Below are 24,347 nucleotides of genomic sequence, written 5' to 3'. Positions count from 1 at the left end.
CTACTGATTTGGGTGCGGGAGCGTTCCGGCGAACACTAGGGAATTGCCCTGCGTATCGCCCGATCATGTCACCGCCCCGCCGCCAAACGCTGGCGGGGCGGTCACGACCGTTACTTGTCCACGCTGACCCCGTAGAAGGAGTTCAGGCCGAAGGGGCTGATCTTGAAGTCCTTCACTTTCGCGCTCATGGGCTGATACACGGTGGAGTGGGCGATGGGGGTGATCGGCACCTGCTCCTTGAGGATATGTTGCGCCTGCTTGTACAGCTCGGTGCGCTTGGCCTGGTCCGAGGTCGCCTTGGCTTGCTTGATCAGGTCGTCGTAGGGCTTGTAGCACCACTTGGAGAAGTTGTTGCCATCCATGGCATCGCAGCCATAGAGCGTGCCCAGCCAGTTGTCCGGGTCACCATTGTCGCCGCTCCAGCCGATCAGCATGGCGCCCTGCTCGCCGCCCTTGGAACGCTTGATGTACTCGCCCCATTCGTAGCTGACGATCTTGGCCTTGATGCCGATCTTGGCCCAGTCGGACTGGAGCATCTCGGCCATCAGCTTGGCGTTGGGGTTGTAGGGGCGCTGCACCGGCATGGCCCACAGGGTGATCTCGGTACCCTCCTTGATGCCGGCTTCCTTGAGCAGTTGCTTGGCCTTCTCTGGGTCGTACGCGGCGTCCTTGATGGTGTCGTCATAGGACCATTGGGTTGGCGGCATGGCGTTGACCGCCAGCTGGCCGGCACCCTGATACACCGATTCGATGATCTGCTGCTTGTTGACCGCCATGTCCAGGGCTTGGCGGACCTTGAGTTGGGACAGGGGATTCGCTTCGTTGCTGCCCTTGATCTTGTCCATCACGTTGTAGGCGATATAGCCGAGGTTGAAGCCGGCCTGGTCGGGCATCTGCAGCTTCTTGTCTTCCTGCAGCGGCTTGATATCGGCCGGACGCGGGAACAGCGTCACCTGGCACTCGTTCTTCTTGAGTTTCTGCATGCGCACCGAGGCGTCGGTGCTGATGGCAAAGATCAGGTTGTCGATCTTCACTTCTTCAGGATTCCAGTAGCTCTTGTTGCCAGTGAAGCGAATGTTCGAGTCTTTCTGGTAGCTCTTGAACACGAACGGCCCGGTGCCGATCGGCTTCTGGTTGATGTCGGCGGGCTTGCCCTGCTTGAGCAACTGGTCGGCGTATTCGGCTGACTGGATCGAGGCGAAGTGCATGGCCATGTTCTGGATGAACGCGGCGTCGACCTGGGCGAGGGTGAACTTCACCGTGTGGTCGTCGAGTTTTTCCACCTTGGCGATGTTCTTGTCCATGCCCATGTCGGTGAAGTACGGGAACTCGGTGGGGTAGGCCTTGCGGAAGGGCTGGTCCTTGTCGAGCATGCGGTTGAAGGTGAACAGCACGTCGTCGGCGTTGAAGTCGCGGGTCGGCTTGAAGTAATCGGTGGTATGGAACTTGACGCCTTCACGCAGGTGGAAGGTGTAGGTCTTGCCGTCATCGGAGACGTCCCAGCTGGTGGCCAGGCCCGGAATGACCTTGGTGCCGCCGCGTTCGAATTGCGTCAGGCGGTTGAAGATGGTCTCGGCGGAGGCGTCAAAGTCGGTTCCGGTAGTGTATTGCCCCGGGTCGAACCCGGCCGGGCTGCCTTCGGAGCAGAACACCAGGTTGGATGCGGCGAGGGCGGAGGGAGCGCCGGCTAGCAAGCCTGCACCTACCAGGAACGGAATGACTGCGTGTTTGAGCATGGTGGCCTCATTGTTGTCATTTTTCGAATTGAGGCGGCCTCGTGAGCCGACCTGCGGATACTTATGCAGGGGGTATTCCCAATGCAACACTCAGCAGGATGGTTGACGGCAAAAACGTGGTACGGACGTACATGGATGTCGCATCCATATAACTTTGGCGAATGTTGATCGTTTGCGAGGGGGAAAAGGGCGAAAATTTCAGGATATTTCGCACTTTATGTGACAAGCAGACGCACCCGTTTGGTGCGTAGGAAAGGTCTAAAACTGCTGTCAGAGACGGTTTTGACCGCCTCTGACATCCGGTTGAGTGAGTCAGGGCACCTGGACTTCGATCAGGCCATCGGCACTCATGCTCACTTCGCTGGTTCCGGCTTCGATATCCGGCGCCGGCGCGGATTCATCGGCGGCGCCCTTGGCCATCATCGCCATTGGCGCGTTACGCAGGTAAGGGCGTGGGTAACCGCTGCTGTTGAGGTTCAGGCTGACCACCTTGTAGCCTTTGCCGCCCAGGGCATCGGTGGCCAGTTGGGCACGCGCCTTGAAGGCGGCGACGGCATCCTTGAGCAACTCGTCTTCATTGGACTTGCGTGTGGCCGGGGCAATGGAGAAGTCCATGCCGCCCATCTTCAGGTCTTGCAGCAGGTCACCGGTGAGCTTGGACAGGGCCGGGAAGTCGGCGCTTTCCAGGCGCAGTTCGGCGCGTTCGCGCCAGCCGGTGATCTTTTGGCCCTTGGTGTCGTAGATCGGGTAGCTGTTGCGGCTGCCCTGGCTGATCTTCACGTCCTTGACCTGGCGGGCCTGCTGCACGGCCTTGTTCATGGTTTCGGTGATCTCCTTGGCCAGCTTGCCCGGGTCGGTGTTCTGCGCTTCGCTGTACAGCGTCACGACCATCAGGTCACGCGCCACTTCCTTGCTGACTTCGGCACGCAGCGACACCTGGTTGTAGCGTGGCTCGTCGGCCGCCAGGGCCGGCAGGCTGGCGAGCATGCCGCAGGACAGGGCAACGGCGGCGGCGCCGCGACGGGTAATGTGCATGTGGAACTCCTTGGCAGGGTAAGGCGTGGGTGAGCAGATCCGTTCCACGCATGGCCGATCAGACCGGTGACAGTGTAGAGGGTTCAAAAGTGCCATCATGAATCTATGACAAAGTGTGGCGCTTTGCCGCATCGCTGCAGTGGAGCGCCCGGCTTCGGTATACTCCAGCCGATTTTCCTGGAGCACTCAATTGGGAGAGCTCATGCTCGCCGTCGCACATCCGTTGTCCGCCACACGCCAGAACCTCTGGCGCCTGACCTTCATCCGCATTCTCGTCCTGGCGGCCCAGGCCGGCTCGGTAGGCGTGGCCTACTGGACCGAGCTGCTGCCGCTGCCGTGGTTCTCGCTGGCAGTCACGCTGGCCCTGTCGTCGCTGCTGTGCGCGTTCACCGCCCTGCGCCTGCGCCTGTCGCTGCCGGTCACCGAACTCGAGTACGCCCTGCAACTGGCCTGCGACCTGCTGATCCACAGTGCCCTGCTTTATTACTCGGGCGGTTCGACCAACCCCTTCGTCTCCTATTACCTGGTGCCGTTGGCCATCGCCGCGGTCACCCTGCCGTGGATCTACTCGTTGGTGCTCTCGGGTATCGCCCTGGTCGCCTACAGCCTGTTGCTGGTGCAGTACTACCCGCTGGAAACGCTGCCGCTGGCGCGCGATACCATGCAGGTCTACGGCATGTGGCTGAGCATCGCCCTGGCCGCCGGGGTGATCACCTTCTTCGCCGCGCGCATGGCCGAGGAGTTGCGCCAGCAAGAGAACCTGCGCGCCGAGCGTCGGGAAGAAAGCCTGCGCGACGAGCAGTTGCTGGCCGTGGCCACCCAGGCCGCCGGCGCCGCCCACGAACTGGGCACGCCGCTGGCGACCATGAGCGTGCTGCTCAACGAAATGCGCCAGGACCACGCCGACCCGCTGTTGCAGGAAGACCTGCAGATCCTTCAGGACCAGGTCAAGCTGTGCAAGGAAACCTTGCAGCAACTGGTGCGCGCTGCCGAGGCCAACCGGCGCCTGGCGATCGTTGAGCAGGATGTCACCGCCTGGCTCGACGAGGCGCTCAACCGCTGGCACCTGATGCGCCCGGAAGCCAGCTACCGCTTCCAGCGCCTGCGCGACGGCGTGGTGCCGCGGCTGACGCCGCCGCCGGACCTGACCCAGGCCCTGCTGAACCTGTTGAACAATGCCGCCGATGCCTGCCCGGACGACCTGGAGGTGCGCCTGGATTGGGACGCCCAGGACATCGTCATCAGCATCCGCGACCATGGCCCCGGCGTGCCGCCGGCCATCGCCGAAGCGATCGGCAAACCTTTCATTACCACCAAGGGCAAAGGCTTCGGCCTGGGCCTGTTCTTGAGCAAGGCCAGCGTGACGCGTGCGGGCGGTTCGGTGAAACTCTATAGTCATGAGCAGGGTGGCACCCTGACCGAATTGCGCCTGCCCCATGGCAAGCGAGGAGATGCATGATGAGCGAAGAAAACCAGGTCGAAGGCGAAGAGCTGCCGCACCTGCTGCTGGTGGATGACGACGCCACCTTCACCCGGGTGATGGCCCGGGCGATGTCGCGTCGTGGGTTCCGTGTGAGCACCGCGGGCTCCGCCGAGGAAGGCTTGAAACTGGCCGAGCAGGACCTGCCCGACTACGCCACGCTGGACCTGAAGATGGAGGGCGACTCGGGCCTGGTGCTGTTGCCCAAGCTGCTGGAGCTGGACCCGGAGATGCGCGTGGTGATCCTGACCGGTTACTCGAGCATCGCCACGGCGGTCGAGGCAGTCAAGCGCGGGGCCTGCAACTACCTGTGCAAACCGGCCGACGCCGACGATGTGCTGGCGGCGCTGCTCTCGGAGCATACCGACCTGGACACGCTGGTGCCGGAAAACCCGATGTCGGTGGACCGCCTGCAGTGGGAGCACATCCAGCGCGTGCTGGGCGAGCACGAGGGCAATATCTCCGCCACGGCGCGGGCGCTGGGCATGCACCGGCGCACCTTGCAGCGCAAGTTGCAGAAGCGTCCGGTCCGACGCTGAAGTCCACTGGGGGCGCTGCGCGCCCATCGCCGGCAAGCCGGCTCCCACAAGGATCATCGATGCCCTGTGGGAGCCGGCTTGTCGTGGCGACGAACCGCGACGAAAGGGCCACGTAGTGGCCCCCTGCGTTTTGTCAGGCTTTTTCTCCCGAGCGGTCAACCCGTACCGCCAGCTGTCCGGCTCCCGATGGTGCCTCGAACGCCACCTGTCCGCCTGCCGGCACTTTCGCCCGGCCAATCACCTTGCCCTCACGCAGCAATTCCAGCGGCATGCCTTCCATCGACTGGCCCGAAGCCAGTTCCAGTTTGACCTTGATATTCATCGGTGACCTCCTTGTCACGCGTTGCGATCGATATAGAGAGTGGTCTTGCCGTCCAGGCTGGCAATCAGCTCCGGTGAACCTCCGCGGAACTGGCGGAACAGGTTGCGCCCGCGTTGCTTGCCGTCCGCCGGCACCTGCACGCTCGGGTGGAACTGGTCGGTGAGCTCGGCATAGCCGCTCCAAGGGCCAATGTACGACTCGTTGAGCTGGTCGGTGATGCTGAAGGCATAGCGCACCGCGTTGCCCCGTTGCCAGTTCAGGCCATCGGGCTCACGGCGCTCCCAGCCGGTGATCACCGGCGAGGTGGCAGGGGCATCGATGAAACCGGTGGGCTTGTTCGGCTTGTAGTCCTTGAGCAGCAGGTAGGTACTCCAGCCCCACCAGTCGCCGATGCGGTTGCGGTCGTTGAGGTCGTTGACGTCCTTGCGCCGCAGCACCGCCTTGCCGTCCTGGAAGTACAGCGCGGCGAAGTTGCCGGGCACCAGGTCCTGTTCGGCGGCGTGCAGGTCGGGCGCCAGGCGCAGGGCCGAAAAGTCCTTGGCCTGGGGCACGCGGCCCTCGGCGAAGGCCTGGAACACTTCATCGGCCGAGCGCTGCACGGCGCGCGCCACTTGACGACGGTTGGCCACATCGACGCTGTCGAAGTAGCGCTTGTCGCCGTAGGCGCGCCATTGCTCGCCCTCGGCATTGCGCACGGCCAGGCCGTACTTGCTGTCCTCGTCGTGCATGAAACGCGAGATCAGCGAGCCAACGTCGCTCGGCGTGACGGTGTCGGCCAGGGCCTTGCGCGGTACCCGCAGGTGGCCGGCGGAGAACAGGTCGGTGAGGAAGTGGTCGGCGAAGGCGTTCATCGCATAGGCCAGTTGCAGGTCGCGTTCGGCGCCGCTGGCGCGGGCTTTCAGCGCCTGTTGCAAGGCCGCGGCGTGGCCGGCCTGGTAGGCCAGCAGCGCCCAGGGGCCGAAGTGGTCCCAGTTGCTGGCGGCCAGCTTCAGGTAGCGGCCCAGGGGGAACAGGTCGGAGGCGAAGCTGCCGCCGCCGGTGATGCGGTTCCAGCGTGCCGACAGGCTGTCGCCCAGTGCGTCATAGGCTTCATGGGGCTGACGGCCGTCCTTGATGGCCTGGTTGGCTGCGCGGATTTCTTCCTGCATGACCGCGAGGATCTGTTCGGCTTCCGCCTTGGCCGCCGGCAGGCGCGCCAGGGAGTCGAACGCCTGGATGAAGCGCTCGACTCGTTCGGCGTCGGTGCCGCCATCGGCAATCGGGCGCTCGGGCACCCCATAGAAGTCGCCGCCCAGGGCGATCACCTGGCCATAGGTCAGGTTCAGGCCGTTGGGCAGCGGCAATGGCGACTGATGGGCGGGGGTGCCTGGTTGGCCTGTCTCGTAACGCAACAGGGTGTTGTCGCCGATGGCGGTGTGTTCTGCGCCTTCGAAGAACAGCTCCGGGCCGCGCTGCGCAGCATTGCCGCCAGCCGACGGTGGCGCAGGGCGGTGATACTTGAGGGTGTGGTGGCCGTGCATGACCAGCACCAGATGGCTGTCGGGGCCGGGCAGGGCGATGCCGTGCTCATCGAACAACTGGTCGAGGTCAGCGACCACCAGCGTGGCCTGGGCTTTCATGGCCGCAGGCGCTGTTTGCATTCCTGGCATGATTTGCTCCTTGCAATGTCTGGATAATCCATTTTTATACTGTATGTATATACAGTGATATGCATCATATGCAGGAAATTTCCTACGTCAAGCCCCCTTTGTGCTGGCATCTGGCAGCTGTGGCGGGCGCAAGCCCCCGGCTCTCACGTATGATTGCCCTCCTAACCGCATTTCCCGGGACCACGTTGCATGCTCGCCCTTCTCATCCAGACACTGAACATCACGGCACCTGTATTCGCCATGCTGTTCATGGGCGTGCTGCTCAAGCGCATCCGCTTGATCGACGACAACTTCAACCGGGTCGCCTCCAAGCTGGTGTTCAACGTGTGCATGCCGGCGCTGCTGTTCCTCGGCATCTACCACGCCGACCTGGCGTCGGCGGTAAAACCAGGGGTGATGCTCTACTTCGTCGGCGCGACGCTGGCGTGCTTCGGCCTGGCCTGGGGCCTGGCGATCTGGCGCTGCCCGCGGGCCGACCGCGGCGTCTACACGCAAGGCGCGTTTCGCGGCAACAACGGCGTGATCGGCCTGGCACTGGCGGCCAGCCTGTATGGCGACTACGGTATATCCCTCGGCGCGGTGCTGGCCGGGCTGGTGATCCTCATGTACAACTCGCTGTCGGCGGTGGTACTGGCGGTGTACAGCCCGGACCTGAAGTCCGACCCGTGGAGCATCTGCAAGAGCATCTTCAGCAACCCGTTGATCCTCAGCGTGCTGGTGGCAACACCCATGGCCTACGGCCAGGTGCCGCTGCCCAACTGGCTGCTGACCTCCGGTGACTACCTGGCCCAGATGACCCTGCCGCTGGCGCTGATCTGCATCGGCGGCACCCTGTCGCTGGCGGCCCTGCGCGACAGCGGCAGGCTGGCCGTCGATGTCAGCCTGGTGAAGATGGTCTGGCTGCCGCTGCTGGGCACCCTGGGTGCCTGGCTGTGCGGGTTCCGTGGTGCCGAACTGGGCATCCTGTTCCTCTACATCGCCAGCCCCACTGCGGCGGCCAGCTATGTGATGGCGCGGGAGGCCAACGGCAACCATGAACTGGCGGCGTCGATCATCGTGATCACTACACTGATGGCCGCCGTCACCACGAACATCGGGATTTTCTTCTTGCAATGGGGTGGATGGATCTAGTCCAGTTGCAAGCAAAACCAATAACACTGCCTCACCTAAAGGACACTTCATGCAAGACCAGAGCACGCCCGAGCGCTTGCAGCGCGGGCTGAAGAATCGTCATATCCAGCTGATCGCGCTGGGCGGGGCCATCGGCACCGGGCTGTTCCTGGGCATCGCCCAGACCATCCAGCTGGCCGGCCCGTCGGTGCTGCTGGGCTACGCCATCGCCGGCCTGATGGCCTTCCTGATCATGCGCCAGCTGGGCGAGATGGTGGTCGAGGAGCCGGTTGCCGGCAGCTTCAGCCACTTCGCGCACCAGTACTGGAGCGAGTTCGCCGGTTTCGTCTCGGGCTGGAACTATTGGGTGGTGTATGTGCTGGTCGGCATGGCCGAACTCACCGCCGTGGGGATCTATGTGCAGTACTGGTGGCCGGACTTCCCCACCTGGGCCACTGCGGCGATCTTCTTCGTGGTGATCAACGCCATCAACCTGACCCAGGTGAAGGTATATGGCGAAATGGAGTTCTGGTTCGCCCTGGTCAAGGTGGTGGCCATCGTCAGCATGATCGGTTTCGGCGCCTGGCTGCTGACCAGCGGCCACGGCGGGCCGGATGCCAGCGTCGCCAACCTGTGGCAGTACGGCGGCTTCTTCCCCAATGGCGTCACCGGGCTGATCATGGCCCTGGCGGTGATCATGTTCTCCTTCGGGGGGCTGGAGCTGGTGGGCATCACCGCCGCCGAGGCGGCCAACCCGCGTGAGAGCATCCCGAAGGCGACCAACCAGGTGGTCTATCGCATCCTGATCTTCTACATCGGCGCGCTGGCCGTGCTGTTGTCGCTGTACCCCTGGCAGAAGGTGGTGCAGGGCGGCAGCCCGTTCGTGATGATCTTCCACGAACTGGACAGCGACCTGGTGGCGACCATCCTCAACATCGTGGTGCTGACCGCCGCGCTGTCGGTCTACAACAGCTGCGTGTACGCCAACAGCCGCATGCTGTTCGGCCTGGCCACGCAGGGTGACGCGCCGCGCCAGTTGCTTAAGGTCAGCCGCCGTGGCGTGCCGCTCACCGCGCTGGGTGTATCGGCGTTCGCCACCGGCCTGTGCGTGTTGATCAACTACCTGATGCCGGGCGAGGCCTTTGGCCTGCTGATGGCCCTGGCGGTGTCGGCGCTGGTGATCAACTGGGCGAGCATCAGCATCACCCACCTGAAGTTCCGCAAGGCCAAGCTGGCGGCCGGCATCACGCCGTTCTACAAGAGCCTGTGGCACCCGCTGAGCAACTACCTGTGCCTGGCGTTCATCGTGCTGATCCTGGTGGTGATGTACCTCACCCCGCCAATCCGTATCTCGGTGATGCTGATCCCAGCGTGGATCGCCGTGCTGTGGGTGGCCTTCCGGATGAAGAAGGCGCGTCAGGCCTGATCTGCCCCATGTCGGTTTGAAGATGGCAGTGGCGATAACATCGCCACTGCCAAACCACGAACCTCGCATTTCTTGCCCTTGCTCTTGCTCTTGCTTCTAAGCGCACGGTAGCCCAGGCGCCGCAAATTGCGACTTCAGGAGGCCGAGTGCAGGGCTTGCGTAGGGAGGCGACGGGCATGGATGCCCGTCGAGCGCCGATCAGGCCATGGATGGCCCGTCGGCGCGTACTCCCGGAGCAAGCCCGGAGCGAGGGAACCCCGGAGCGCAGCGCAGGGGCCGTATGAACGGAGCCGAACGGTTTTGCTTACTTTTCCCAGGAGAAAAGTAAGCCGCCGTAAAGGCGGAAAGGTGACTAAAAGTCGATATCTTCCAGGAATGTGCATATAAAAATCAAAACAGCCACTTAAAGAAGAGCACCTCCCGCCCCTTGCCCCACCCCCACCAACCCGCTATCGTCAAGCAATTCATCCGATGACTGGACGTAAGCCCCCCGTGACCCCGCTCATCAAACGCAGCCTGGTAGAACAAGCCGTAGACCAGCTCCGCGAGCGCATCGCTCAGGGCACCTGGTCAGTAGGCCAGCGCCTGCCCACCGAACCAGAGCTGGCCAACGACCTGGGCATCAGCCGCAACACCGTGCGTGAGGCCATGCGCGTTCTGGCTTTCAGCGGCCTGGTGGAAATCCGCCAGGGCGACGGCAGCTACCTGCGCACCGCCGTGGACCCGCTGCAGGCCGTGCAGGTGATGTCGCGCTGCGCCGTCGAACACGCCCGCGAAACCCGCCATATCCTTGAAACACAAGCCATCGGCCTGGCCGCGTTACGCCGCACCGAAGCCGACCTGCAGGCACTGCGCGAAGCCCTGCAACACAGTGCGCAGCACTACCACGGCGATGTGGATGCCTATGTCGAATGCGACCTGGTCTTCCACCAGCGCCTGGTGGATGCCGCCCACAACCCCGCCTTGAGCGAGCTGTACCGCTACTTTTCCGGCGTGGTCGGCGCGGCCCTGCAGCACAACATGACGACCGTCCCCCGTTGCCAGGCCGTGTTCGACCTGCACGGGCAGATCCTCGACGCCCTCGAACAACGCGATCCGGAGCGGGCCAAGCACCTGAGCCGGACCCTCATCGAATCCTGACCACGAGAAGGCCATGGCCGAACAACTGACCCGCAACACCGCACCCCGCGAGGCGGACCTCGAAGAACTGCTGATCGACGCCGAGGCCGACGATGAGCAAGTCCAGCAACAGCCCGTGGTGCTGCGCCGGCCCTGGCTGTTGCTGCTGGGCCTGGTACTGGTGGCGCTGAACCTGCGCCCGGCGCTGTCGAGCATGTCGCCCGTACTCGGGCAGGTGTCCGAAGGGCTGGGGCTCAGTGCATCGCAGGCGGGGCTGCTGACCACCTTGCCAGTGCTGTGCCTGGGGCTTTTCGCGCCGTTGGCGCCGATCCTGGCACGACGCTTCGGCAGCGAACGGGTCATCCTCGGCATCTTGCTGACCCTGGCGCTGGGTATCCTGGTGCGCAGTGCCCTGGGGGCCACCGGCGTGTTCCTCGGCAGCCTGATGGCGGGTGCGAGCATCGGCATCATCGGCGTGCTGTTGCCTGGCATCGTCAAGCGCGATTTCCCACAACATGCAGGCACCCTGACCGGCGTCTACACCATGGCGCTGTGCCTGGGCGCGGCAATGGCCGCGGGTGCCACGGTGCCCTTGACCCGCCACTTCGATGACAGCTGGGCGCTGGGGCTGGGCTTCTGGGTGCTGCCGGCGTTGCTGGCGATGCTGGTGTGGCTACCCCAGTCCCACCAGGGGCATGGCGTGCACAAGGTGGCTTACCGGGTGCAAGGCTTGTGGCGTGATCCGCTGGCATGGCAGGTGACCCTGTACATGGGCCTGCAGTCGTCGCTGGCCTACATCGTGTTCGGCTGGTTGCCGTCGATCCTGATCGGCCGTGGGCTGAGCCCCACCGAGGCAGGGCTGGTGCTGTCCGGCTCGGTGATCGTGCAACTGGTCAGTTCGCTGAGCGCGCCATGGCTGGCGACGCGCGGCAAGGATCAGCGTCTGGCCATCGTGGTGGTGATGCTGGTGACCCTGGGCGGGTTGTTCGGCTGCCTGTACGCGCCGCTGGAAGGGCTGTGGGGCTGGGCGATCCTGTTGGGGCTGGGCCAGGGCGGCACCTTTGCCCTGGCGTTGACCTTGATCGTGCTGCGCTCCAAGGATGCCCATGTGGCGGCCAACCTGTCGAGCATGGCCCAGGGGGTCGGCTACACCCTGGCCTCCATGGGGCCGTTCGCGGTGGGGCTGGTGCATGACCTGACCGGGGGCTGGGGCGCGGTGGGCTGGATCTTCGCGGTACTGGGGATCGGCGCCATTGCGTTCGGGCTGGGTGCCGGGCGTGCGTTGCATGTAGGTGTGGTCAGCGAGCGGGTCTGAGGCCTGCTGGCAGCTGGTTCGGGCTTCGGCACCATTCATGGCGCAAATGGCTGTGGCGCCAAAGCCGGGCCCGGACTATCTTGCGCTTCTCGAGCCCAAGCACGGATAACCGCCAATGAGCGATGCCAACAGCGCCCTGATCACCCGTTTCTACCAGGCCTTCCAGCGCCTGGACGCCGAGGCCATGGTGGCCTGCTACAGCGACGACATCGTTTTCAGCGATCCGGTCTTCGGCACCTTGCGCGGGCAGGATGCCGGGGACATGTGGCGCATGCTCACCCGCCGCGCCAAGGATTTCACCCTGACCTTCGACAATGTGCGCAGTGACGAACGCGGCGGCGGCGCGCATTGGGTGGCAACCTATCTGTTCAGCCAGACCGGGCGGGTGGTGGTCAACGATATCCAGGCGCGCTTCGTGATTCGTGACGGGCTGATCTGCCAGCACGACGATACCTTCGACCTGTGGCGCTGGTCGCGGCAGGCCCTGGGCGTGCCGGGCGTGCTGCTGGGCTGGTCGCCGATGGTGCAGAACAAGGTGCGCCAGCAGGCGTTCAAAGGCTTGCGCGCATTCCAGCAGGCGCGCTGAGGCGTTAAGCTGGCGGCCTTCTTCCGTTGCACCGAACCGAGCCGTGAGCGAAACAGCGCCTTCCCCCGACTGCAAACCCTGGTACGTCTATCTGGTGCGTGCCGCCAATGGCTCGCTGTACTGCGGTATCAGCGACGATCCGCAGCGGCGCTTCATCAAGCACCAGAAGGGGCAGGGCGCGCGGTATTTCAAGACCAGCCCGGCGCAGGCGCTGGTGTACGTGGAGCAGTGGCCGGACAAAGGCGAGGCGCTGCGCCAGGAGCGTTTGGTGAAGAAACTGCGCAAGGCGGCGAAGGAGGCGTTGGTGGCCTCCTATATTGGTGTCGCCACGGCCCCATGACACGTTGCGGCGCCTTGGCCATGCATACCCTTGGCGCCGCATAGCCTCGCGATATTTCTAGTGCTTCATGCCGAGTTCGGCATCATCCATCAGCGCCTTGGCCAGGGCGCTCAGGTAATACGACGCCCAGAGCAGCTGGGGCTTTTCTTCCATGATCCCGGTGATGGTCAGGTCGCGTACGCAGCCCATCAGTTCCGAGGCCTGGTCGCGGGCGTGCTGGCAGGGGATGCCGGGCTCGATGCAGAACAGCGGGTCGGTCATGCCTTCGCCCTGGTAGAACTTGGTCTTGCCGGCGGTGGTGGGGATGTTGTCTGTGGTCATGGTTGTTCTCCCTGAAATGGTCGGTGCCTGTGCGGGCGCCATCGCGGGGCAAGTCGCAGCGGCGAACCGCCGCTCCCACGTAGCTAAGTACTGCGAAGTTCTGGCGTGGGAGCGGCGGTTCGCCGCTGCGACTTGCACCGCGATTGGGCTTAATGCAACGTTGGCGCTTGCGCCGGCATCTGCACCTGGATCAACGCCGCTTCGAGCAACACACGCAGCGACTCCATCTCATGCATCGACGCCATCATCAGCACGGCAGCCGGCGACCTGGGTTTTAGCTGCACGGCATGATGGGCCACGGTCAAGGCGCACAGGGCGTACTCGGTGGCCTGGATGAGGGTGTCTTCAAGGGAATGAGGGTTGTGGGGTGGATCGGGAACGATCTTAAGCATGGTCAAGGTCCTGTTCGTGGATAGGGACCACCACCGGTTGCTGTCAAACAAGAAGGTGGCAGCTGTACATGGGTTGACAGACCGGTGAACAAGACCAGAAACCGGCGCACACGAGGTGCCCCACGCACAGCCGCCATAAAGCAGCGCCATGCGGTTTTGTTCGGAGCGGCCTGTCAAAGCCGGTCGCTGAATGTGCAGCGACCGTCCGAGACTAGAGGCCAACCCAGAGCACCGCAATGGCTTGAAAGGGGTTGGAAGTATGTTTGGGAAATGGACTACAGGGAATGGGGAAAGTCTTATAAACAGACGATCTGTCCCAGGTCGCCGGAGGGCGCAATGCGCCCCCGACCTTCTCAGTCCTTGCGCCGTTTCAGCTGATCGATCAGCTGGGTCGGCAGGCCTTTGATGACCAGCGTCCCGGCTTCTTCGTCATACTCGACCTTCGAGCCGAGCAGGTGCGCCTCGAAGCTGATCGACAACCCCTCGGCACGCCCGGTGAAGCGGCGGAACTGGTTGAGGGTGCGTTTGTCGGCCGGGATCTCCGGCGACAGCCCATAGTCGCTGTTGCGGATATGGTCGAAGAACGCCTCGGGGCGGTCTTCGTCGATCAGGCTGGAGAGCTCTTCCAGCGTTACCGGCTCGCCCAGCTTGGTCTGGGTGGTGGCGTAGTCGACCAGGGTCTGGGTCTTCTCGCGGGCGGATTCTTCCGGCAGGTCCTCTTTCTCGACAAAGTCGCTGAAGGCCTTGAGCAGGGTGCGGGTCTCGCCCGGGCCATCCACGCCTTCCTGGCAGCCGATGAAATCGCGGAAGTAATCCGAGACTTTCTTGCCGTTCTTGCCCTTGATGAACGAGATGTACTGCTTGGAGTTCTGGTTGTTCTTCCACTCGGACAGGTTGACCCGCGCCGCCAGGTGCAACTGCCCCAGGTCCAGGTGGCGCGAGGGCGTCACGTCGAGCTCGGCGTTGACCGCCACGCCTTCACTATGGTGCAGCAGGGCGATGGCCAGGTATTCGGTCATGCCTTGCTGGTAGTGGGCGAACAGCACGTGGCCGCCAGTGGACAGGTTGGACTCTTCCATCAGCTTCTGCAGGTGCTCGACGGCCACGCGGCTGAAGGTGGCGAAGTCTTTCTCCCCGTCCTGGTATTGCTTGAGCCAGCCGCTGAACGGATAGGCCCCGGACTCGCCGTGGAAGAAGCCCCAGGCTTTGCCTTGCTTGGCGTTGTAGCTGTCGTTGAGGTCGGCCAGCAGGTTCTCGATGGCGTCGGAGGCCGCCAGTTCGCTGTCGCGAGCATGGAGCACGGCGGGGCTGCCATCGGGCTTCTTGTCGATCAGGTGAACGATGCAATGACGGATTGGCATGGAATTCTCGGTGATAGGAGCGGTGAAAAGCCGCGCTGCAAAAGGCGTTCAGTTTAACCCAGGGCGAGGGTGGTGCAGTGGCCAGATGTTGGCGTATATGTCGGTTGTTCGTTTTTTGTTCAAATATTTGCGATTTTTCTGAAAACCCCCGAAAAACCTGAACAAAAACGCGGTCGGCAGCGGATATTTATCGATTCCTGTGGTAGCTTTGCGCGGTCTTGCGCCCCTTGGGTGGCGCATTGCTGGCAGATCGCTTGCGCGGTGTCGAACCAAACGCCGATTTGCGTATCTACATACGCGATCGACGCGGCCTCTGGATTGTCCCGGGCTGGCCCGACCACCGACCAAGCACGCTGCACAACCACTGAATTTGATAGGGAAGGAACACCACCATGGCACTGACCAAAGACCAACTGATTGCCGATATCGCTGAAGCCATCGACGCGCCGAAAACCACCGCGCGTAACGCCCTGGAGCAACTGGGCCAGATCGTCGCCGACCAACTGGAAAACGGCGCCGAAATCACCCTGCCAGGCATCGGCAAACTGAAAGTCACCGAGCGTCCTGCCCGTACCGGCCGCAACCCTTCGACTGGCGCTGCCATCGAAATCGCTGCCAAGAAAGTCGTCAAGTTCGTTCCAGCCAAAGTGCTGACCGACTCGATCAACAAGTAATTGTTGATTTGACGAAACCGCGCCCGGCTTGCCCGGGCGCGGTTTTTTCATGCCCGTGATTTACGCAAGGCGTGCCATTGCTGGCGTGCGCCATCGTCCTGGAAGCTCCAGGCGACCATGCGGCTCTGCTTCTGCCCTTGGCCCATCTCGATGATGCGCAGGGCCTTCACCCCGGCCTTTTTCAAGGCTGCCTCGATACCCGGCAGGTTGCTGGCCTTGGACACCAGGCTGGTGAACCACAGCACCTGGGCCGCGTACTGCGCGCTTTCGGCGACCAACTGGGCGACGAAGCGGATCTCGCCACCTTCGCACCACAGCTCATTGTTCTGCCCGCCGAAATTCAGCACCGGCAGCTTGCGCTTGGGGTCCTGCTTGCCGAGGTTCTTCCATTTGCGCTGGCTGCCGCGCGTGGCTTCCTCGCGCGAGGCGTGGAAGGGCGGGTTGCACAGGGTCAGGTCGAAGCGCTCGTCGGCCTGCAGCAGGCCGCTGAGGATGTGCTTGCGATCCGCTTGCAGGCGCAGGCCGATGGCCTTGTCGAGCTTGTTGGCCTGGACGATGGCCTTGGCCGAGGCCAGTGCCACGCTGTCGATGTCGGAGCCGGTGAAGCGCCAGCGGTAGTCGCTGTGCCCGAGCAGGGGGTAGATGCAGTTGGCGCCGACGCCGATATCCAGGGCGTGCACCTGGGCGCCGCGGGGGATTTCGCCGCCGTTGTCTTCGCCCAGCAGGTCGGCCAGCACATGGATGTAGTCGGCGCGGCCGGGGATCGGCGGGCACAGGTAGTCGGCGGGGATGTCCCAGTGCTGGATGCCGTACTGGGCCTTGAGCAGGGCGCGGTTGAACACCCGCACGGCTTCAGGGTTGGCGAAGTCGATGCTGGGTTTGCCGTAGGGGTTGGTGATGGTGAAGCGGGCCAGGTCCGGATGCGCCTTGATCAGGGCGGGGAAGTCGTAGCGGCCCTGGTGGCGGTTGCGCGGATGCAGGGTGGGTTTCTGGGTCATGGTGGGGTCCTGAAAAAGCATCGCCGGCAAGCCGGCTCCCACAGGATAGTGCAGTACCTGTGGGAGCCGGCTTGCCGGCGATGGGCTGCGAAGCAGCCCCCTATGGCTTCACGTTTGAATTACAGCGCAGCAATTCGCGCATGCTGTTCGGTGAAGTTGGCCAGGGCCTGCTCCGATTCGGCCAGCTTGGCGCGTTCCTTCTCGATCACCGCAGGCGGGGCCTTGTCGACGAAGGCGGCGTTGGACAGCTTGCCGCCGACGCGCTGGACTTCACCTTGCAAGCGCTGGATCTCCTTGCTCAGGCGCGCAAGCTCGGCGTCCTTGTCGATCAGACCGGCCATCGGCACCAGCACTTGCAGGTCACCCACCAGGGCGGTGGCCGACAGCGGTGCTTCGTCCTGCTCGCCGAGCACGGTGAACGACTCGACCTTGGCCAGCTTCTTCAGCAGCGCTTCGTTTTCCTGCAGACGACGCTGGTCGTCGGCGTTGGCGTTTTTCAGGAACAGCGGCAGCGGCTTGCCCGGGCCGATGTTCATCTCGGCGCGGATGTTGCGCAGGCCGACCATCAGTTCCTTGAGCCACTCGATGTCGCCTTCGGCGGCGGCGTCGATGCGGCTCTCGTTCGCTTCAGGCCATGGCTGCAGCATGATGGTCTTGCCGTCGATGCCGGCCAGCGGCGCGATGCGCTGCCAGATCTCTTCGGTGATGAACGGCATGAACGGGTGGGCCAGGCGCAGCGCCACTTCCAGCACGCGCACCAGGGTGCGGCGGGTGCCACGGGCGCGCTCGACCGGGGCGTTCTCGTCCCACAATACCGGCTTGGACAGCTCCAGGTACCAGTCGCAGTACTGGTTCCAGATGAACTCGTACAGGGCCTGGCTGGCCAGGTCGAAGCGGAACTGCTCGAGCTGGCGGGTGACCTCGGCTTCGGTACGCTGCAGCTGCGAGATGATCCAGCGGTCAGCCAGCGACAGCTCGTAGGCCTCGCCGTTCTGGCCGCAGTCCTCGCCCTTGTCCAGCACGTAGCGGGCGGCGTTCCAGATCTTGTTGCAGAAGTTGCGGTAGCCTTCGACGCGGCCCATGTCGAACTTGATGTCACGGCCGGTGGAGGCCAGCGAGCAGAAGGTGAAGCGCAGGGCGTCGGTGCCGTAGCTGGCGATGCCTTCGGGGAACTCGGCCTTGGTCTGCTTGGCGATCTTCTCGGCGAGCTTGGGCTGCATCATGCCGCTGGTGCGTTTTTCCAGCAGGGCGTCGAGGGTGATGCCGTCGACGATGTCCAGCGGGTCGAGGACGTTGCCCTTGGACTTGGACATCTTCTGCCCCTGGCCATCACGCACCAGGCCGTGCACGTAGACGGTCTTGAACGGTACCTGCGGGGTGCCGTCCTCGTTCTTGATCAGGTGCATGGTCAGCATGATCATCCGGGCGACCCAGAAGAAGATGATGTCAAAGCCTGTGACCAGCACGTCGGTGGAGTGGAACTTCTTCAGGAACTCGGTCTGTGCCGGCCAGCCCAGGGTGGAGAAGGTCCACAGGCCCGAGCTGAACCAGGTGTCGAGCACGTCGTCGTCCTGGCGCAGCTTCACATCGCTGCCCAGGTTGTGCTTGGCGCGCACTTCGGCCTCGTCGCGGCCAACATAGACCTGGCCGGCCTCGTCGTACCAGGCCGGGATGCGGTGGCCCCACCACAGCTGGCGGCTGATGCACCAGTCCTGGATGTCGCGCATCCAGGAGAAGTACATGTTCTCGTACTGCTTGGGCACGAACTGGATGCGGCCGTCTTCGACGGCGGCGATGGCAGGCTCGGCCAGCGGCTTGGTGGAGACGTACCACTGGTCGGTCAGCCATGGCTCGATGACGGTGCCGGAGCGGTCGCCTTTCGGCACCTTCAGGGCGTGGTCGTCGATGCTGACCAGCAGGCCTTGGGCCTCCAGGTCGGCAACCATCTGCTTGCGCGCGACGAAGCGGTCGAGGCCGGCGTACTGGGCTGGCAGCGAGGTGTCGAGCTGCTCGTTGACGCTGCCGTCGAGGTTGAACGCCTGCACCGCGGCCAGCACGGTGGCGTTCTTGTCGAAGATGTTCAGCAGCGGCAGGTTGTGGCGCTTGCCGACTTCGTAGTCGTTGAAATCGTGGGCCGGGGTGATCTTCACACAGCCGGTGCCGAATTCGGGGTCGCAGTAGTCGTCGGCGACGATCGGGATCAGACGGCCGACCAGCGGCAGTTTGACGAACTTGCCGATCAGGGCCTGGTAGCGCTCGTCGGTCGGATTGACGGCAACGGCGACGTCACCGAGCAGGGTTTCCGGACGGGTGGTGGCAACCACCAGGTGGTCCTTGCCGTCGGCGGTCTTGGCGCCGTCGGCCAGCGGATAGCGCAGGTTCCACAGGTGGCCCTTCTCGTCGTGGTTTTCCACTTCGAGGTCGGAGATCGCCGTGTGCAGCTTGGTGTCCCAGTTGACCAGGCGCTTGCCGCGGTAGATCAGGCCGTCTTCGTGCAGGCGCACGAAGGCTTCCTTGACCGCTTCGGACAGGCCGTCGTCCATGGTGAAGCGCTCGCGGCTCCAGTCCACCGACGAGCCCAGGCGGCGGATCTGGCGGCTGATGTTGCCGCCCGACTGGTCCTTCCACTCCCAGACTTTCTCCAGGAATTGCTCACGACCTAGGTCGTGGCGGTTCTGGCCCTTGGCCTCGAGCTGGCGCTCGACCAGCATCTGGGTGGCGATACCGGCGTGGTCGGTGCCCGGCTGCCACAGGGTGTCGCGCCCTTGCATGCGGCGGAAACGGATCAGGGCGTCCATGATCGCGTTGTTGAAGCCGTGGCCCATGTGCAGGCTGCCGGTCACGTTCGGCGGCGGGATCATGATGGTGTAGGACTCGCCTGCACCTTGTGGGGCGAAATAGTTCTCGGACTCCCAGGTGTTGTACCAGGAAGTTTCGATGGCGTGCGGCTGGTAGGTCTTATCCATGCGCGGCGGGACCCTTAGGCATTAATTCGGGAAAGCCGGGAAGTATAACCAAGCTGCGCGTTTCAAGACAGGTGTAGCGGGCAAGCCCGCTGGTGGGAGCGGGCTTGCCCCGCGATGCGGACGAAGGGTTACTCGGAACGCTTGAGCAACCGCTCCAGCCGCGCGTCGAGGCGGCGCTTGATCTCGGTCTCGATGTGCGGGGTGAAGTCGTTGATCACGTCTTGCATGATCGACTGCGCCGCGGCGCGCAGTTCGGCGTCCAGGTGCAGCAAGGTGTCCTGGCGGCGGGTCTGGGCATCCTCTTCAGGTGCCGGAGTCGGTGACGGCGCTGCGGCGGCGACGGGCGCTGTGGCGCTCGGCTCGTCGAGCAGCAGGGGGATCTGCTCCACGGTTTCGGTGAGCAGGGGCGGTTGCAGGTCGGCGTCGCCCAGCAGCTCGCGGATCGACTCCAGGTCGTCGAGCAGGTGGGCGGAATGGGTGAGGGAGTTCAGCTGCTTGTCCATCGTCGTCAGAGTCGCTGTAAGCGGTGGTCTTGCAGAGCATAGCCCTGTTCGCGGTAGAAACGGAACCGTTCACGAGCGGCCAGGCGGATGGCCGGCTCCTCGACGACGATTTCGGCAACCCGTTCGAACTGGCCGACGAAGGCCGGGACGTCGCCGCCCAGGTTGATCAGCAGGTCACGGTGTTGGCCAGCATCGGCGCCGACACCCAGCGCGACAACGGCGTCCGGGTGCTGTTCGGCATGGTCGTGGGGCAAGAAGGCCTCGCCCTTGAACTGCCACAGGCGCAGGTCGAGTTCGCTGCGCTGCGCCTCGTCCTGGCAGTGCAGATAGACCCGGTGGCCGAGGCGCCAGGCCTTTTCGCACAGCTTGCAGGCGAAATCCAGGCGCACCGACAGCGAGTCGCTGGGCAGGATGTAGAAGTCGACTTTGCTCATGGTTGTTCAGTGCCAGCCGGTGGCGCGTGGGCGCCACCGGCTGCGCGCCATCAGGCGCCGGCGCGGTCCAGCAGGTACTGGGTGAGCAGCGGTACCGGGCGGCCCGAGGCGCCCTTGTCCTTGCCGCCGCTGATCCAGGCGGTGCCGGCGATGTCCAGGTGCGCCCAATGGTAGGCCTTGGCGAAGCGCGACAGGAAGCAGCCGGCGGTGATGGTGCCGGCCTTCGGGCCACCGATGTTGGCGATGTCGGCGAACGGGCTGTCCAGCTGCTCCTGGTACTCATCGAACAGCGGCAGTTGCCAGGCGCGATCGTCGGCGCGCTTGCCTGCGTCGAGCAGTTGGCCGACCAGCGCGTCGTCATTGCCCATCAGGCCGGAGGTGTGGCTGCCCAGGGCGACGATGCAGGCGCCGGTCAGGGTGGCGATGTCGATCACCGCCTGCGGCTTGAAGCGTTCGGCGTAGGTGAGGGTGTCGCACAGCACCAGACGGCCTTCGGCGTCGGTATTGAGGATCTCGACGGTCTGCCCGCTCATGGTGGTGACGATGTCGCCGGGGCGGGTGGCGCCGCCGCTCGGCATGTTCTCGGCGCAGGCCAGCAGGCACACCAGGTTGATCGGCAGCTGCAGCTCGAGCACGGCGCGCAGGGTGCCGAACACGCTGGCGGCGCCGCACATGTCGTACTTCATCTCGTCCATGCCGGCACCGGGCTTGAGGCTGATGCCGCCGGTGTCGAAGGTGATGCCCTTGCCGACCAGCACGAACGGTTTTTCGCTCTTCTTGCCGCCCTGGTAGTTGAGCACGATCAGCCGCGGTGGCTGGTCGCTGCCCTGGCCCACGGCGTAGAACGCGCCCATGCCCAGGTCCTTGATCTTCTTCTCGTCCAGCACCTCGACCTTGAGGCCCTTGTGCGCCTTGCCCAGGTCCTTGGCCTGTTCGGCGAGGAAGCTCGGGTGGCAGACATTCGGCGGCAGGTTGCCCAGGTCGCGGGTGAAGGCCATGCCGGTGGCGATGGCGCTGGCATGCTTGACGGCGCGCTCGGCCTCGGGCTGGCCGGCCTTGGCGGTGAGCAGGGTGACTTTCTTCAGGGCGCGCGGTTCGGCCTTCTGGCTCTTGTAACGGTCGAACACGTAGTTGCCGTCGAGCAGGGTCTCGGCCAGCAGGCGGTATTTGCCGTAGTGGCCATCGCGGCCGGTAACGGCGATGTCGTCCAGGGCCAGCACGGCGTCGCCGCCACCCAGGCCTTTGAGCACGCCGGCGACGCTGGCCACCAGCTTGCGCCAGGCGCGGTCGCCGAGGGCTTCGTCCTTGCCGCTGCCGACCAGCAGCACGCGCTCGGCCTTCAGGCCCGGCAGGCTGTGCAGGAGCAGGGTCTGGCCCGGCTTGCCGGCCAGGTCGCCGCGCTTGAGCAGCGCGCTGATGGCGCCTTCGGTGGCCTGGTCGACGGCCTTGGCGGTGGCGCCGAGCTTGCGGCCTTCACCGACGGGTACGACCAACGTCGCGGTCTTGACGGATACAGCGGCTACGCTTTTTACAACCAATTCCATGTCTGGGGTCCCCGAATGATCTGTCTGTCAGTGGGCGCTGTCTTTCGCAGGCGCTCGGAATTCGCGGCTGACGGGCGCTGCCTGCCAGCGGAAAAGCTGCCAGTTTGAGCCCGCCGCGACCACGATGACAACCCCGATATGCGCCATGCTGCGCGGCCAAGTGACAGGCGCCGTCAATCACAGGATAATGCGCGCACTTTTACATGGAGGTTCGCCTTGGCGAACCGGCATTGGTCTTGGCTGTCCGAATCGTTCGTCTGGCTTTGAGCCCCTGACAACCCAGGAGTGTCTGGTTTGATCGTCTTTCGTTATCTGTCCCGCGAGGTCCTTGTGACCTTGAGCGCCGTCAGCGCTGTGCTGCTGGTGATCATCATGAGCGGGCGCTTCATCAAGTACCTGGCCCAGGCGGCCCAAGGCATGCTCGACCCGGGCGTGCTGTTCATGATCATGGGGTTCCGCCTGCCGGGCTTCCTGCAACTGATCCTGCCGCTGGGGCTGTTCCTCGGTATTCTGCTTGCCTATGGCCGGTTGTATCTCGAAAGCGAGATGACCGTGCTCTCGGCCACTGGCATGAGCCAACAGCGCCTGCTGGCCGTGACCATGGTGCCGGCGGCACTGGTCGCCTTGCTGGTGGCCTGGCTGAGCCTGAGCCTGGCCCCCCTGGGGGTTGCCCAGGTGCAGAAGATCATCGCCCAGCAAGACACCCTGACCGAGTTCGACACCCTGGTGCCGGGCCGTTTCCAGACCCTGCGCGATGGCTCCCGGGTGACCTACACCGAGCAGCTGTCCGATGACCGTATCAACCTGGCGGGCGTGTTCATCTCCGAGAAGCGCTTCAACCAGGACAAGACCAAGGACCGCGCGCCTTCGGTCCTGGTCGCCGAGAAGGGCCACCAGGAAGTGCAGGCCGACGGCAACCGCTATCTGGTGCTGCAGAACGGTTACCGCTACGACGGCAATCCCGGCCAGGCCGACTACCGTGCCATCAAGTACGACACCTATGGCGTGCTGCTGCCAAAGCCGGAGGTCGCCGAGGAGGTGACCGAGCGCGAGGCCATCCCGACCTCCGACCTGTTCGGGCATCAGGGGCTGCGTGAGCGTGCCGAGCTGCAATGGCGCCTGTCGCTGCCGCTGCTGGTGTTCGTGGTCACCTTGCTGGCGGTGCCGCTGTCCCGCGTCAACCCGCGCCAGGGCCGCTTCCTCAAGCTGCTGCCGGCGATTCTCCTGTACATGGCCTATCTGACAATGCTGATTTCCGTGCGTGGCGCCCTGGAGAAGGGCAAGTTGCCTCTCTCGCTGGGTATCTGGTGGGTCCATGGCCTGTTCCTGCTGATCGGCCTGGCGCTGATGTACTGGGAGCCGCTGCGTCTCAAGCGCGCCGCTCGCCGTGCGGAGGTGGCCCGTGGTTAAACTGGATCGCTACATCGGCCAGAGCGTGCTGCTGGCCATTCTCGCCGTGCTGGGCATCATCCTCGGCCTGGCCTCGTTGTTCGCCTTCATCGATGAGATGGGCGACCTGAGCGACACCTACACGGTCATGGACGCCAGCAGCTTCGTGCTGCTCACCGCGCCGCGCCGGCTCTACGACATGCTGCCGATGGCGGCGCTGATCGGCTGCCTGATCGGCCTGGGCAGCCTGGCCAGCAGCAGCGAGCTGACCATCATGCGCGCCGCCGGCGTGTCCATCGGTCGCATCGTCTGGGCGGTGATGAAGCCGATGCTGGTGCTTATGCTGGTCGGCTTGCTGATCGGCGAATACGTGGCCCCGGTGACCGAGAACAAGGCCCAGGCTGACCGTTCGCTGGCCCAGGGCGGAGGCGAGGCGCAAAGCTCCAAGCGCGGCATGTGGCACCGCCAGGGCGAGGAATTCGTGCACATCAACTCGGTGCAGCCCAATGGCCTGCTGCTGGGTGTGACCCGCTACCGGTTCGACAGCGAGCGCAAGATCCAGACCTCCAGCTTCGCCCGCCGGGCGCAGTACGTCGATGGCAAATGGATGCTCAACGACGTGGCCACCACCTACTTCCGCGGTGACCATACCGAAGTGGTCAAGAGCCCTGAAGAGGTGTGGGACGTGTCGGTGACTCCTGAGCTGCTCAACACCGTGGTGCTGGCACCGGAGTCGCTGTCGATCACCGGGCTGTGGGACTATATCCACTACCTGTCCGATCAGGGGCTGAACAACGCGCGCTACTGGCTGGCGTTCTGGACCAAGGTCCTGCAGCCGGTGGTCACCGCAGCACTGGTGCTGATGGCGATTTCGTTCATCTTCGGTCCGCTGCGTTCGGTCACCCTTGGCCAGCGCGTGTTCACCGGTGTGCTGGTGGGCTTCGTGTTCCGCATTGCCGGGGAGCTGTTGGGCCCATCGAGCCAGGTGTTTGGCTTCCCGCCGCTGCTGGCGGTGGTGATCCCGGCCGGTATCTGTGCGCTGGCGGGCTTGTGGTTGATGCGCCGGGCGGGTTGATGGCCTGAGCTGCACAAAGAAGCCGACCCTTGG

General features: G+C 64.2%; 23 protein-coding genes. 11 read left to right on the top strand and 12 right to left on the bottom strand.

Features of this window, described 5'->3' with window-relative positions:
• Positions 1 to 110: 110 nt before the first annotated feature.
• Both ACZ9C1_RS13840 and ACZ9C1_RS13835 read right to left on the bottom strand, forming a co-directional pair.
• Positions 111 to 1,736, bottom strand: a complete 1,626-nt coding sequence (locus ACZ9C1_RS13840) for an ABC transporter substrate-binding protein (protein WP_102684912.1) — start codon at positions 1,734 to 1,736, stop codon at positions 111 to 113.
• 312 nt (positions 1,737 to 2,048) lie between these two features.
• Positions 2,049 to 2,771: an SIMPL domain-containing protein gene (locus ACZ9C1_RS13835; RefSeq protein ID WP_102684911.1), complete on the bottom strand. Its 723-nt coding sequence runs from the start codon at positions 2,769 to 2,771 to the stop codon at positions 2,049 to 2,051.
• A gap of 202 nt (positions 2,772 to 2,973) precedes the next feature.
• On the opposite strand from ACZ9C1_RS13835, the gene ACZ9C1_RS13830 reads away from it, so the two are divergent.
• On the top strand, positions 2,974 to 4,230 hold the full coding sequence (locus ACZ9C1_RS13830; protein ID WP_102684910.1) for an ATP-binding protein: 1,257 nt from the start codon (positions 2,974 to 2,976) through the stop codon (positions 4,228 to 4,230).
• On the top strand, positions 4,230 to 4,790 hold the full coding sequence (locus ACZ9C1_RS13825) for a response regulator transcription factor (protein WP_023632665.1): 561 nt from the start codon (positions 4,230 to 4,232) through the stop codon (positions 4,788 to 4,790). The genes ACZ9C1_RS13830 and ACZ9C1_RS13825 overlap by 1 nt, the downstream gene beginning before the upstream one ends.
• Before the next feature lie 133 nt (positions 4,791 to 4,923).
• Here ACZ9C1_RS13825 and ACZ9C1_RS13820 read toward each other — a convergent pair whose 3' ends face one another.
• Together ACZ9C1_RS13820 and ACZ9C1_RS13815 are read right to left on the bottom strand one after the other, a co-directional pair.
• A complete protein-coding gene (locus ACZ9C1_RS13820) occupies positions 4,924 to 5,112 on the bottom strand; it encodes a hypothetical protein (protein ID WP_277501872.1) in 189 nt (62 codons plus the stop codon).
• 14 nt (positions 5,113 to 5,126) lie between these two features.
• On the bottom strand, positions 5,127 to 6,761 hold the full coding sequence (locus ACZ9C1_RS13815) for a phospholipase (RefSeq protein ID WP_476254076.1): 1,635 nt from the start codon (positions 6,759 to 6,761) through the stop codon (positions 5,127 to 5,129).
• Between the two features lie 189 nt (positions 6,762 to 6,950).
• On the opposite strand from ACZ9C1_RS13815, the gene ACZ9C1_RS13810 reads away from it, so the two are divergent.
• The 6 genes from ACZ9C1_RS13810 (at position 6,951) to ACZ9C1_RS13785 (ending at position 12,657) form a co-directional block, all read left to right on the top strand.
• A complete protein-coding gene (locus tag ACZ9C1_RS13810; RefSeq protein ID WP_139669025.1) occupies positions 6,951 to 7,892 on the top strand; it encodes an AEC family transporter in 942 nt (313 codons plus the stop codon).
• A gap of 49 nt (positions 7,893 to 7,941) precedes the next feature.
• Positions 7,942 to 9,297, top strand: coding sequence for an amino acid permease (locus ACZ9C1_RS13805; protein WP_476254075.1), 1,356 nt, complete (start codon positions 7,942 to 7,944; stop codon positions 9,295 to 9,297).
• 492 nt (positions 9,298 to 9,789) lie between these two features.
• A complete protein-coding gene (locus ACZ9C1_RS13800; protein ID WP_476254074.1) occupies positions 9,790 to 10,437 on the top strand; it encodes a FadR/GntR family transcriptional regulator in 648 nt (215 codons plus the stop codon).
• A 13-nt stretch (positions 10,438 to 10,450) separates the two neighbouring features.
• Positions 10,451 to 11,731 (top strand): CynX/NimT family MFS transporter, encoded by a 1,281-nt coding sequence (locus ACZ9C1_RS13795; protein WP_102685473.1) that lies wholly within the window; start codon positions 10,451 to 10,453, stop codon positions 11,729 to 11,731.
• Between the two features lie 115 nt (positions 11,732 to 11,846).
• On the top strand, positions 11,847 to 12,317 hold the full coding sequence (locus ACZ9C1_RS13790) for a nuclear transport factor 2 family protein (protein ID WP_277501860.1): 471 nt from the start codon (positions 11,847 to 11,849) through the stop codon (positions 12,315 to 12,317).
• A 43-nt stretch (positions 12,318 to 12,360) separates the two neighbouring features.
• On the top strand, positions 12,361 to 12,657 hold the full coding sequence (locus ACZ9C1_RS13785) for a GIY-YIG nuclease family protein (RefSeq protein WP_102685471.1): 297 nt from the start codon (positions 12,361 to 12,363) through the stop codon (positions 12,655 to 12,657).
• Between the two features lie 57 nt (positions 12,658 to 12,714).
• Here the strand turns inward: ACZ9C1_RS13785 and ACZ9C1_RS13780 are convergent, their stop codons facing one another.
• The 3 genes from ACZ9C1_RS13780 to yejK all read right to left on the bottom strand — a co-directional run bounded on the left by ACZ9C1_RS13780 (position 12,715) and on the right by yejK (position 14,731).
• Entirely contained in the window at positions 12,715 to 12,978 is a 264-nt protein-coding gene (locus ACZ9C1_RS13780; protein ID WP_214500541.1) for a DUF3077 domain-containing protein, read from the bottom strand.
• A 149-nt stretch (positions 12,979 to 13,127) separates the two neighbouring features.
• A complete protein-coding gene (locus tag ACZ9C1_RS13775) occupies positions 13,128 to 13,370 on the bottom strand; it encodes a hypothetical protein (protein WP_046854291.1) in 243 nt (80 codons plus the stop codon).
• A gap of 353 nt (positions 13,371 to 13,723) precedes the next feature.
• Positions 13,724 to 14,731 (bottom strand): nucleoid-associated protein YejK, encoded by a 1,008-nt coding sequence (yejK, locus tag ACZ9C1_RS13770; protein WP_110699888.1) that lies wholly within the window; start codon positions 14,729 to 14,731, stop codon positions 13,724 to 13,726.
• A 392-nt stretch (positions 14,732 to 15,123) separates the two neighbouring features.
• Between yejK and ACZ9C1_RS13765 the strand changes: the two genes are divergently transcribed.
• Complete coding sequence (locus tag ACZ9C1_RS13765) at positions 15,124 to 15,405, top strand: HU family DNA-binding protein (RefSeq protein WP_004882926.1); 282 nt, start codon at positions 15,124 to 15,126, stop codon at positions 15,403 to 15,405.
• Positions 15,406 to 15,452: 47 nt separating this feature from the next.
• Here the strand turns inward: ACZ9C1_RS13765 and rlmF are convergent, their stop codons facing one another.
• The 5 genes from rlmF to ACZ9C1_RS13740 all read right to left on the bottom strand — a co-directional run bounded on the left by rlmF (position 15,453) and on the right by ACZ9C1_RS13740 (position 21,850).
• Entirely contained in the window at positions 15,453 to 16,403 is a 951-nt protein-coding gene (gene rlmF / locus ACZ9C1_RS13760) for a 23S rRNA (adenine(1618)-N(6))-methyltransferase RlmF (protein ID WP_102685469.1), read from the bottom strand.
• 119 nt (positions 16,404 to 16,522) lie between these two features.
• Complete coding sequence (locus tag ACZ9C1_RS13755) at positions 16,523 to 19,369, bottom strand: valine--tRNA ligase (protein ID WP_476254073.1); 2,847 nt, start codon at positions 19,367 to 19,369, stop codon at positions 16,523 to 16,525.
• A gap of 128 nt (positions 19,370 to 19,497) precedes the next feature.
• The gene (locus ACZ9C1_RS13750; protein ID WP_277501852.1) at positions 19,498 to 19,872 is read right to left on the bottom strand and encodes a DNA polymerase III subunit chi; all 375 of its coding nucleotides are present in this window, start codon (positions 19,870 to 19,872) and stop codon (positions 19,498 to 19,500) included.
• Positions 19,873 to 19,877: 5 nt separating this feature from the next.
• Positions 19,878 to 20,306: a DNA polymerase III subunit chi gene (locus tag ACZ9C1_RS13745; protein WP_102682976.1), complete on the bottom strand. Its 429-nt coding sequence runs from the start codon at positions 20,304 to 20,306 to the stop codon at positions 19,878 to 19,880.
• A gap of 50 nt (positions 20,307 to 20,356) precedes the next feature.
• The gene (locus ACZ9C1_RS13740; RefSeq protein WP_110699880.1) at positions 20,357 to 21,850 is read right to left on the bottom strand and encodes a leucyl aminopeptidase; all 1,494 of its coding nucleotides are present in this window, start codon (positions 21,848 to 21,850) and stop codon (positions 20,357 to 20,359) included.
• A gap of 294 nt (positions 21,851 to 22,144) precedes the next feature.
• Between ACZ9C1_RS13740 and lptF the strand changes: the two genes are divergently transcribed.
• Together lptF and lptG are read left to right on the top strand one after the other, a co-directional pair.
• Positions 22,145 to 23,260 (top strand): LPS export ABC transporter permease LptF, encoded by a 1,116-nt coding sequence (gene lptF / locus ACZ9C1_RS13735; RefSeq protein WP_102682966.1) that lies wholly within the window; start codon positions 22,145 to 22,147, stop codon positions 23,258 to 23,260.
• The gene (gene lptG, locus ACZ9C1_RS13730; RefSeq protein WP_023632477.1) at positions 23,253 to 24,314 is read left to right on the top strand and encodes an LPS export ABC transporter permease LptG; all 1,062 of its coding nucleotides are present in this window, start codon (positions 23,253 to 23,255) and stop codon (positions 24,312 to 24,314) included. The genes lptF and lptG overlap by 8 nt, the downstream gene beginning before the upstream one ends.
• Positions 24,315 to 24,347: the final 33 nt, after the last annotated feature.

This window comes from Pseudomonas sp. TE21435 (assembly GCF_056279265.1).
Note: the sequence above shows the minus strand (reverse complement) of the source record. Positions and strands in the feature narration are given on the sequence as shown.

What these genes read in the sequence shown, in the direction of transcription:
- ACZ9C1_RS13840 (WP_102684912.1), bottom strand. Translation starts at nt 1,736, where the DNA reads ATGCTCAAACACGCAGTCATTCCGTTCCTGGTAGGTGCAGGCTTGCTA.
- ACZ9C1_RS13835 (WP_102684911.1), bottom strand. Translation starts at nt 2,771, where the DNA reads ATGCACATTACCCGTCGCGGCGCCGCCGCCGTTGCCCTGTCCTGCGGC.
- ACZ9C1_RS13830 (WP_102684910.1), top strand. Translation starts at nt 2,974, where the DNA reads ATGCTCGCCGTCGCACATCCGTTGTCCGCCACACGCCAGAACCTCTGG.
- ACZ9C1_RS13825 (WP_023632665.1), top strand. Translation starts at nt 4,230, where the DNA reads ATGAGCGAAGAAAACCAGGTCGAAGGCGAAGAGCTGCCGCACCTGCTG.
- ACZ9C1_RS13820 (WP_277501872.1), bottom strand. Translation starts at nt 5,112, where the DNA reads ATGAATATCAAGGTCAAACTGGAACTGGCTTCGGGCCAGTCGATGGAA.
- ACZ9C1_RS13815 (WP_476254076.1), bottom strand. Translation starts at nt 6,761, where the DNA reads ATGCCAGGAATGCAAACAGCGCCTGCGGCCATGAAAGCCCAGGCCACG.
- ACZ9C1_RS13810 (WP_139669025.1), top strand. Translation starts at nt 6,951, where the DNA reads ATGCTCGCCCTTCTCATCCAGACACTGAACATCACGGCACCTGTATTC.
- ACZ9C1_RS13805 (WP_476254075.1), top strand. Translation starts at nt 7,942, where the DNA reads ATGCAAGACCAGAGCACGCCCGAGCGCTTGCAGCGCGGGCTGAAGAAT.
- ACZ9C1_RS13795 (WP_102685473.1), top strand. Translation starts at nt 10,451, where the DNA reads ATGGCCGAACAACTGACCCGCAACACCGCACCCCGCGAGGCGGACCTC.
- ACZ9C1_RS13790 (WP_277501860.1), top strand. Translation starts at nt 11,847, where the DNA reads ATGAGCGATGCCAACAGCGCCCTGATCACCCGTTTCTACCAGGCCTTC.
- ACZ9C1_RS13780 (WP_214500541.1), bottom strand. Translation starts at nt 12,978, where the DNA reads ATGACCACAGACAACATCCCCACCACCGCCGGCAAGACCAAGTTCTAC.
- ACZ9C1_RS13775 (WP_046854291.1), bottom strand. Translation starts at nt 13,370, where the DNA reads ATGCTTAAGATCGTTCCCGATCCACCCCACAACCCTCATTCCCTTGAA.
- yejK (WP_110699888.1), bottom strand. Translation starts at nt 14,731, where the DNA reads ATGCCAATCCGTCATTGCATCGTTCACCTGATCGACAAGAAGCCCGAT.
- ACZ9C1_RS13765 (WP_004882926.1), top strand. Translation starts at nt 15,124, where the DNA reads ATGGCACTGACCAAAGACCAACTGATTGCCGATATCGCTGAAGCCATC.
- rlmF (WP_102685469.1), bottom strand. Translation starts at nt 16,403, where the DNA reads ATGACCCAGAAACCCACCCTGCATCCGCGCAACCGCCACCAGGGCCGC.
- ACZ9C1_RS13755 (WP_476254073.1), bottom strand. Translation starts at nt 19,369, where the DNA reads ATGGATAAGACCTACCAGCCGCACGCCATCGAAACTTCCTGGTACAAC.
- ACZ9C1_RS13750 (WP_277501852.1), bottom strand. Translation starts at nt 19,872, where the DNA reads ATGGACAAGCAGCTGAACTCCCTCACCCATTCCGCCCACCTGCTCGAC.
- ACZ9C1_RS13745 (WP_102682976.1), bottom strand. Translation starts at nt 20,306, where the DNA reads ATGAGCAAAGTCGACTTCTACATCCTGCCCAGCGACTCGCTGTCGGTG.
- ACZ9C1_RS13740 (WP_110699880.1), bottom strand. Translation starts at nt 21,850, where the DNA reads ATGGAATTGGTTGTAAAAAGCGTAGCCGCTGTATCCGTCAAGACCGCG.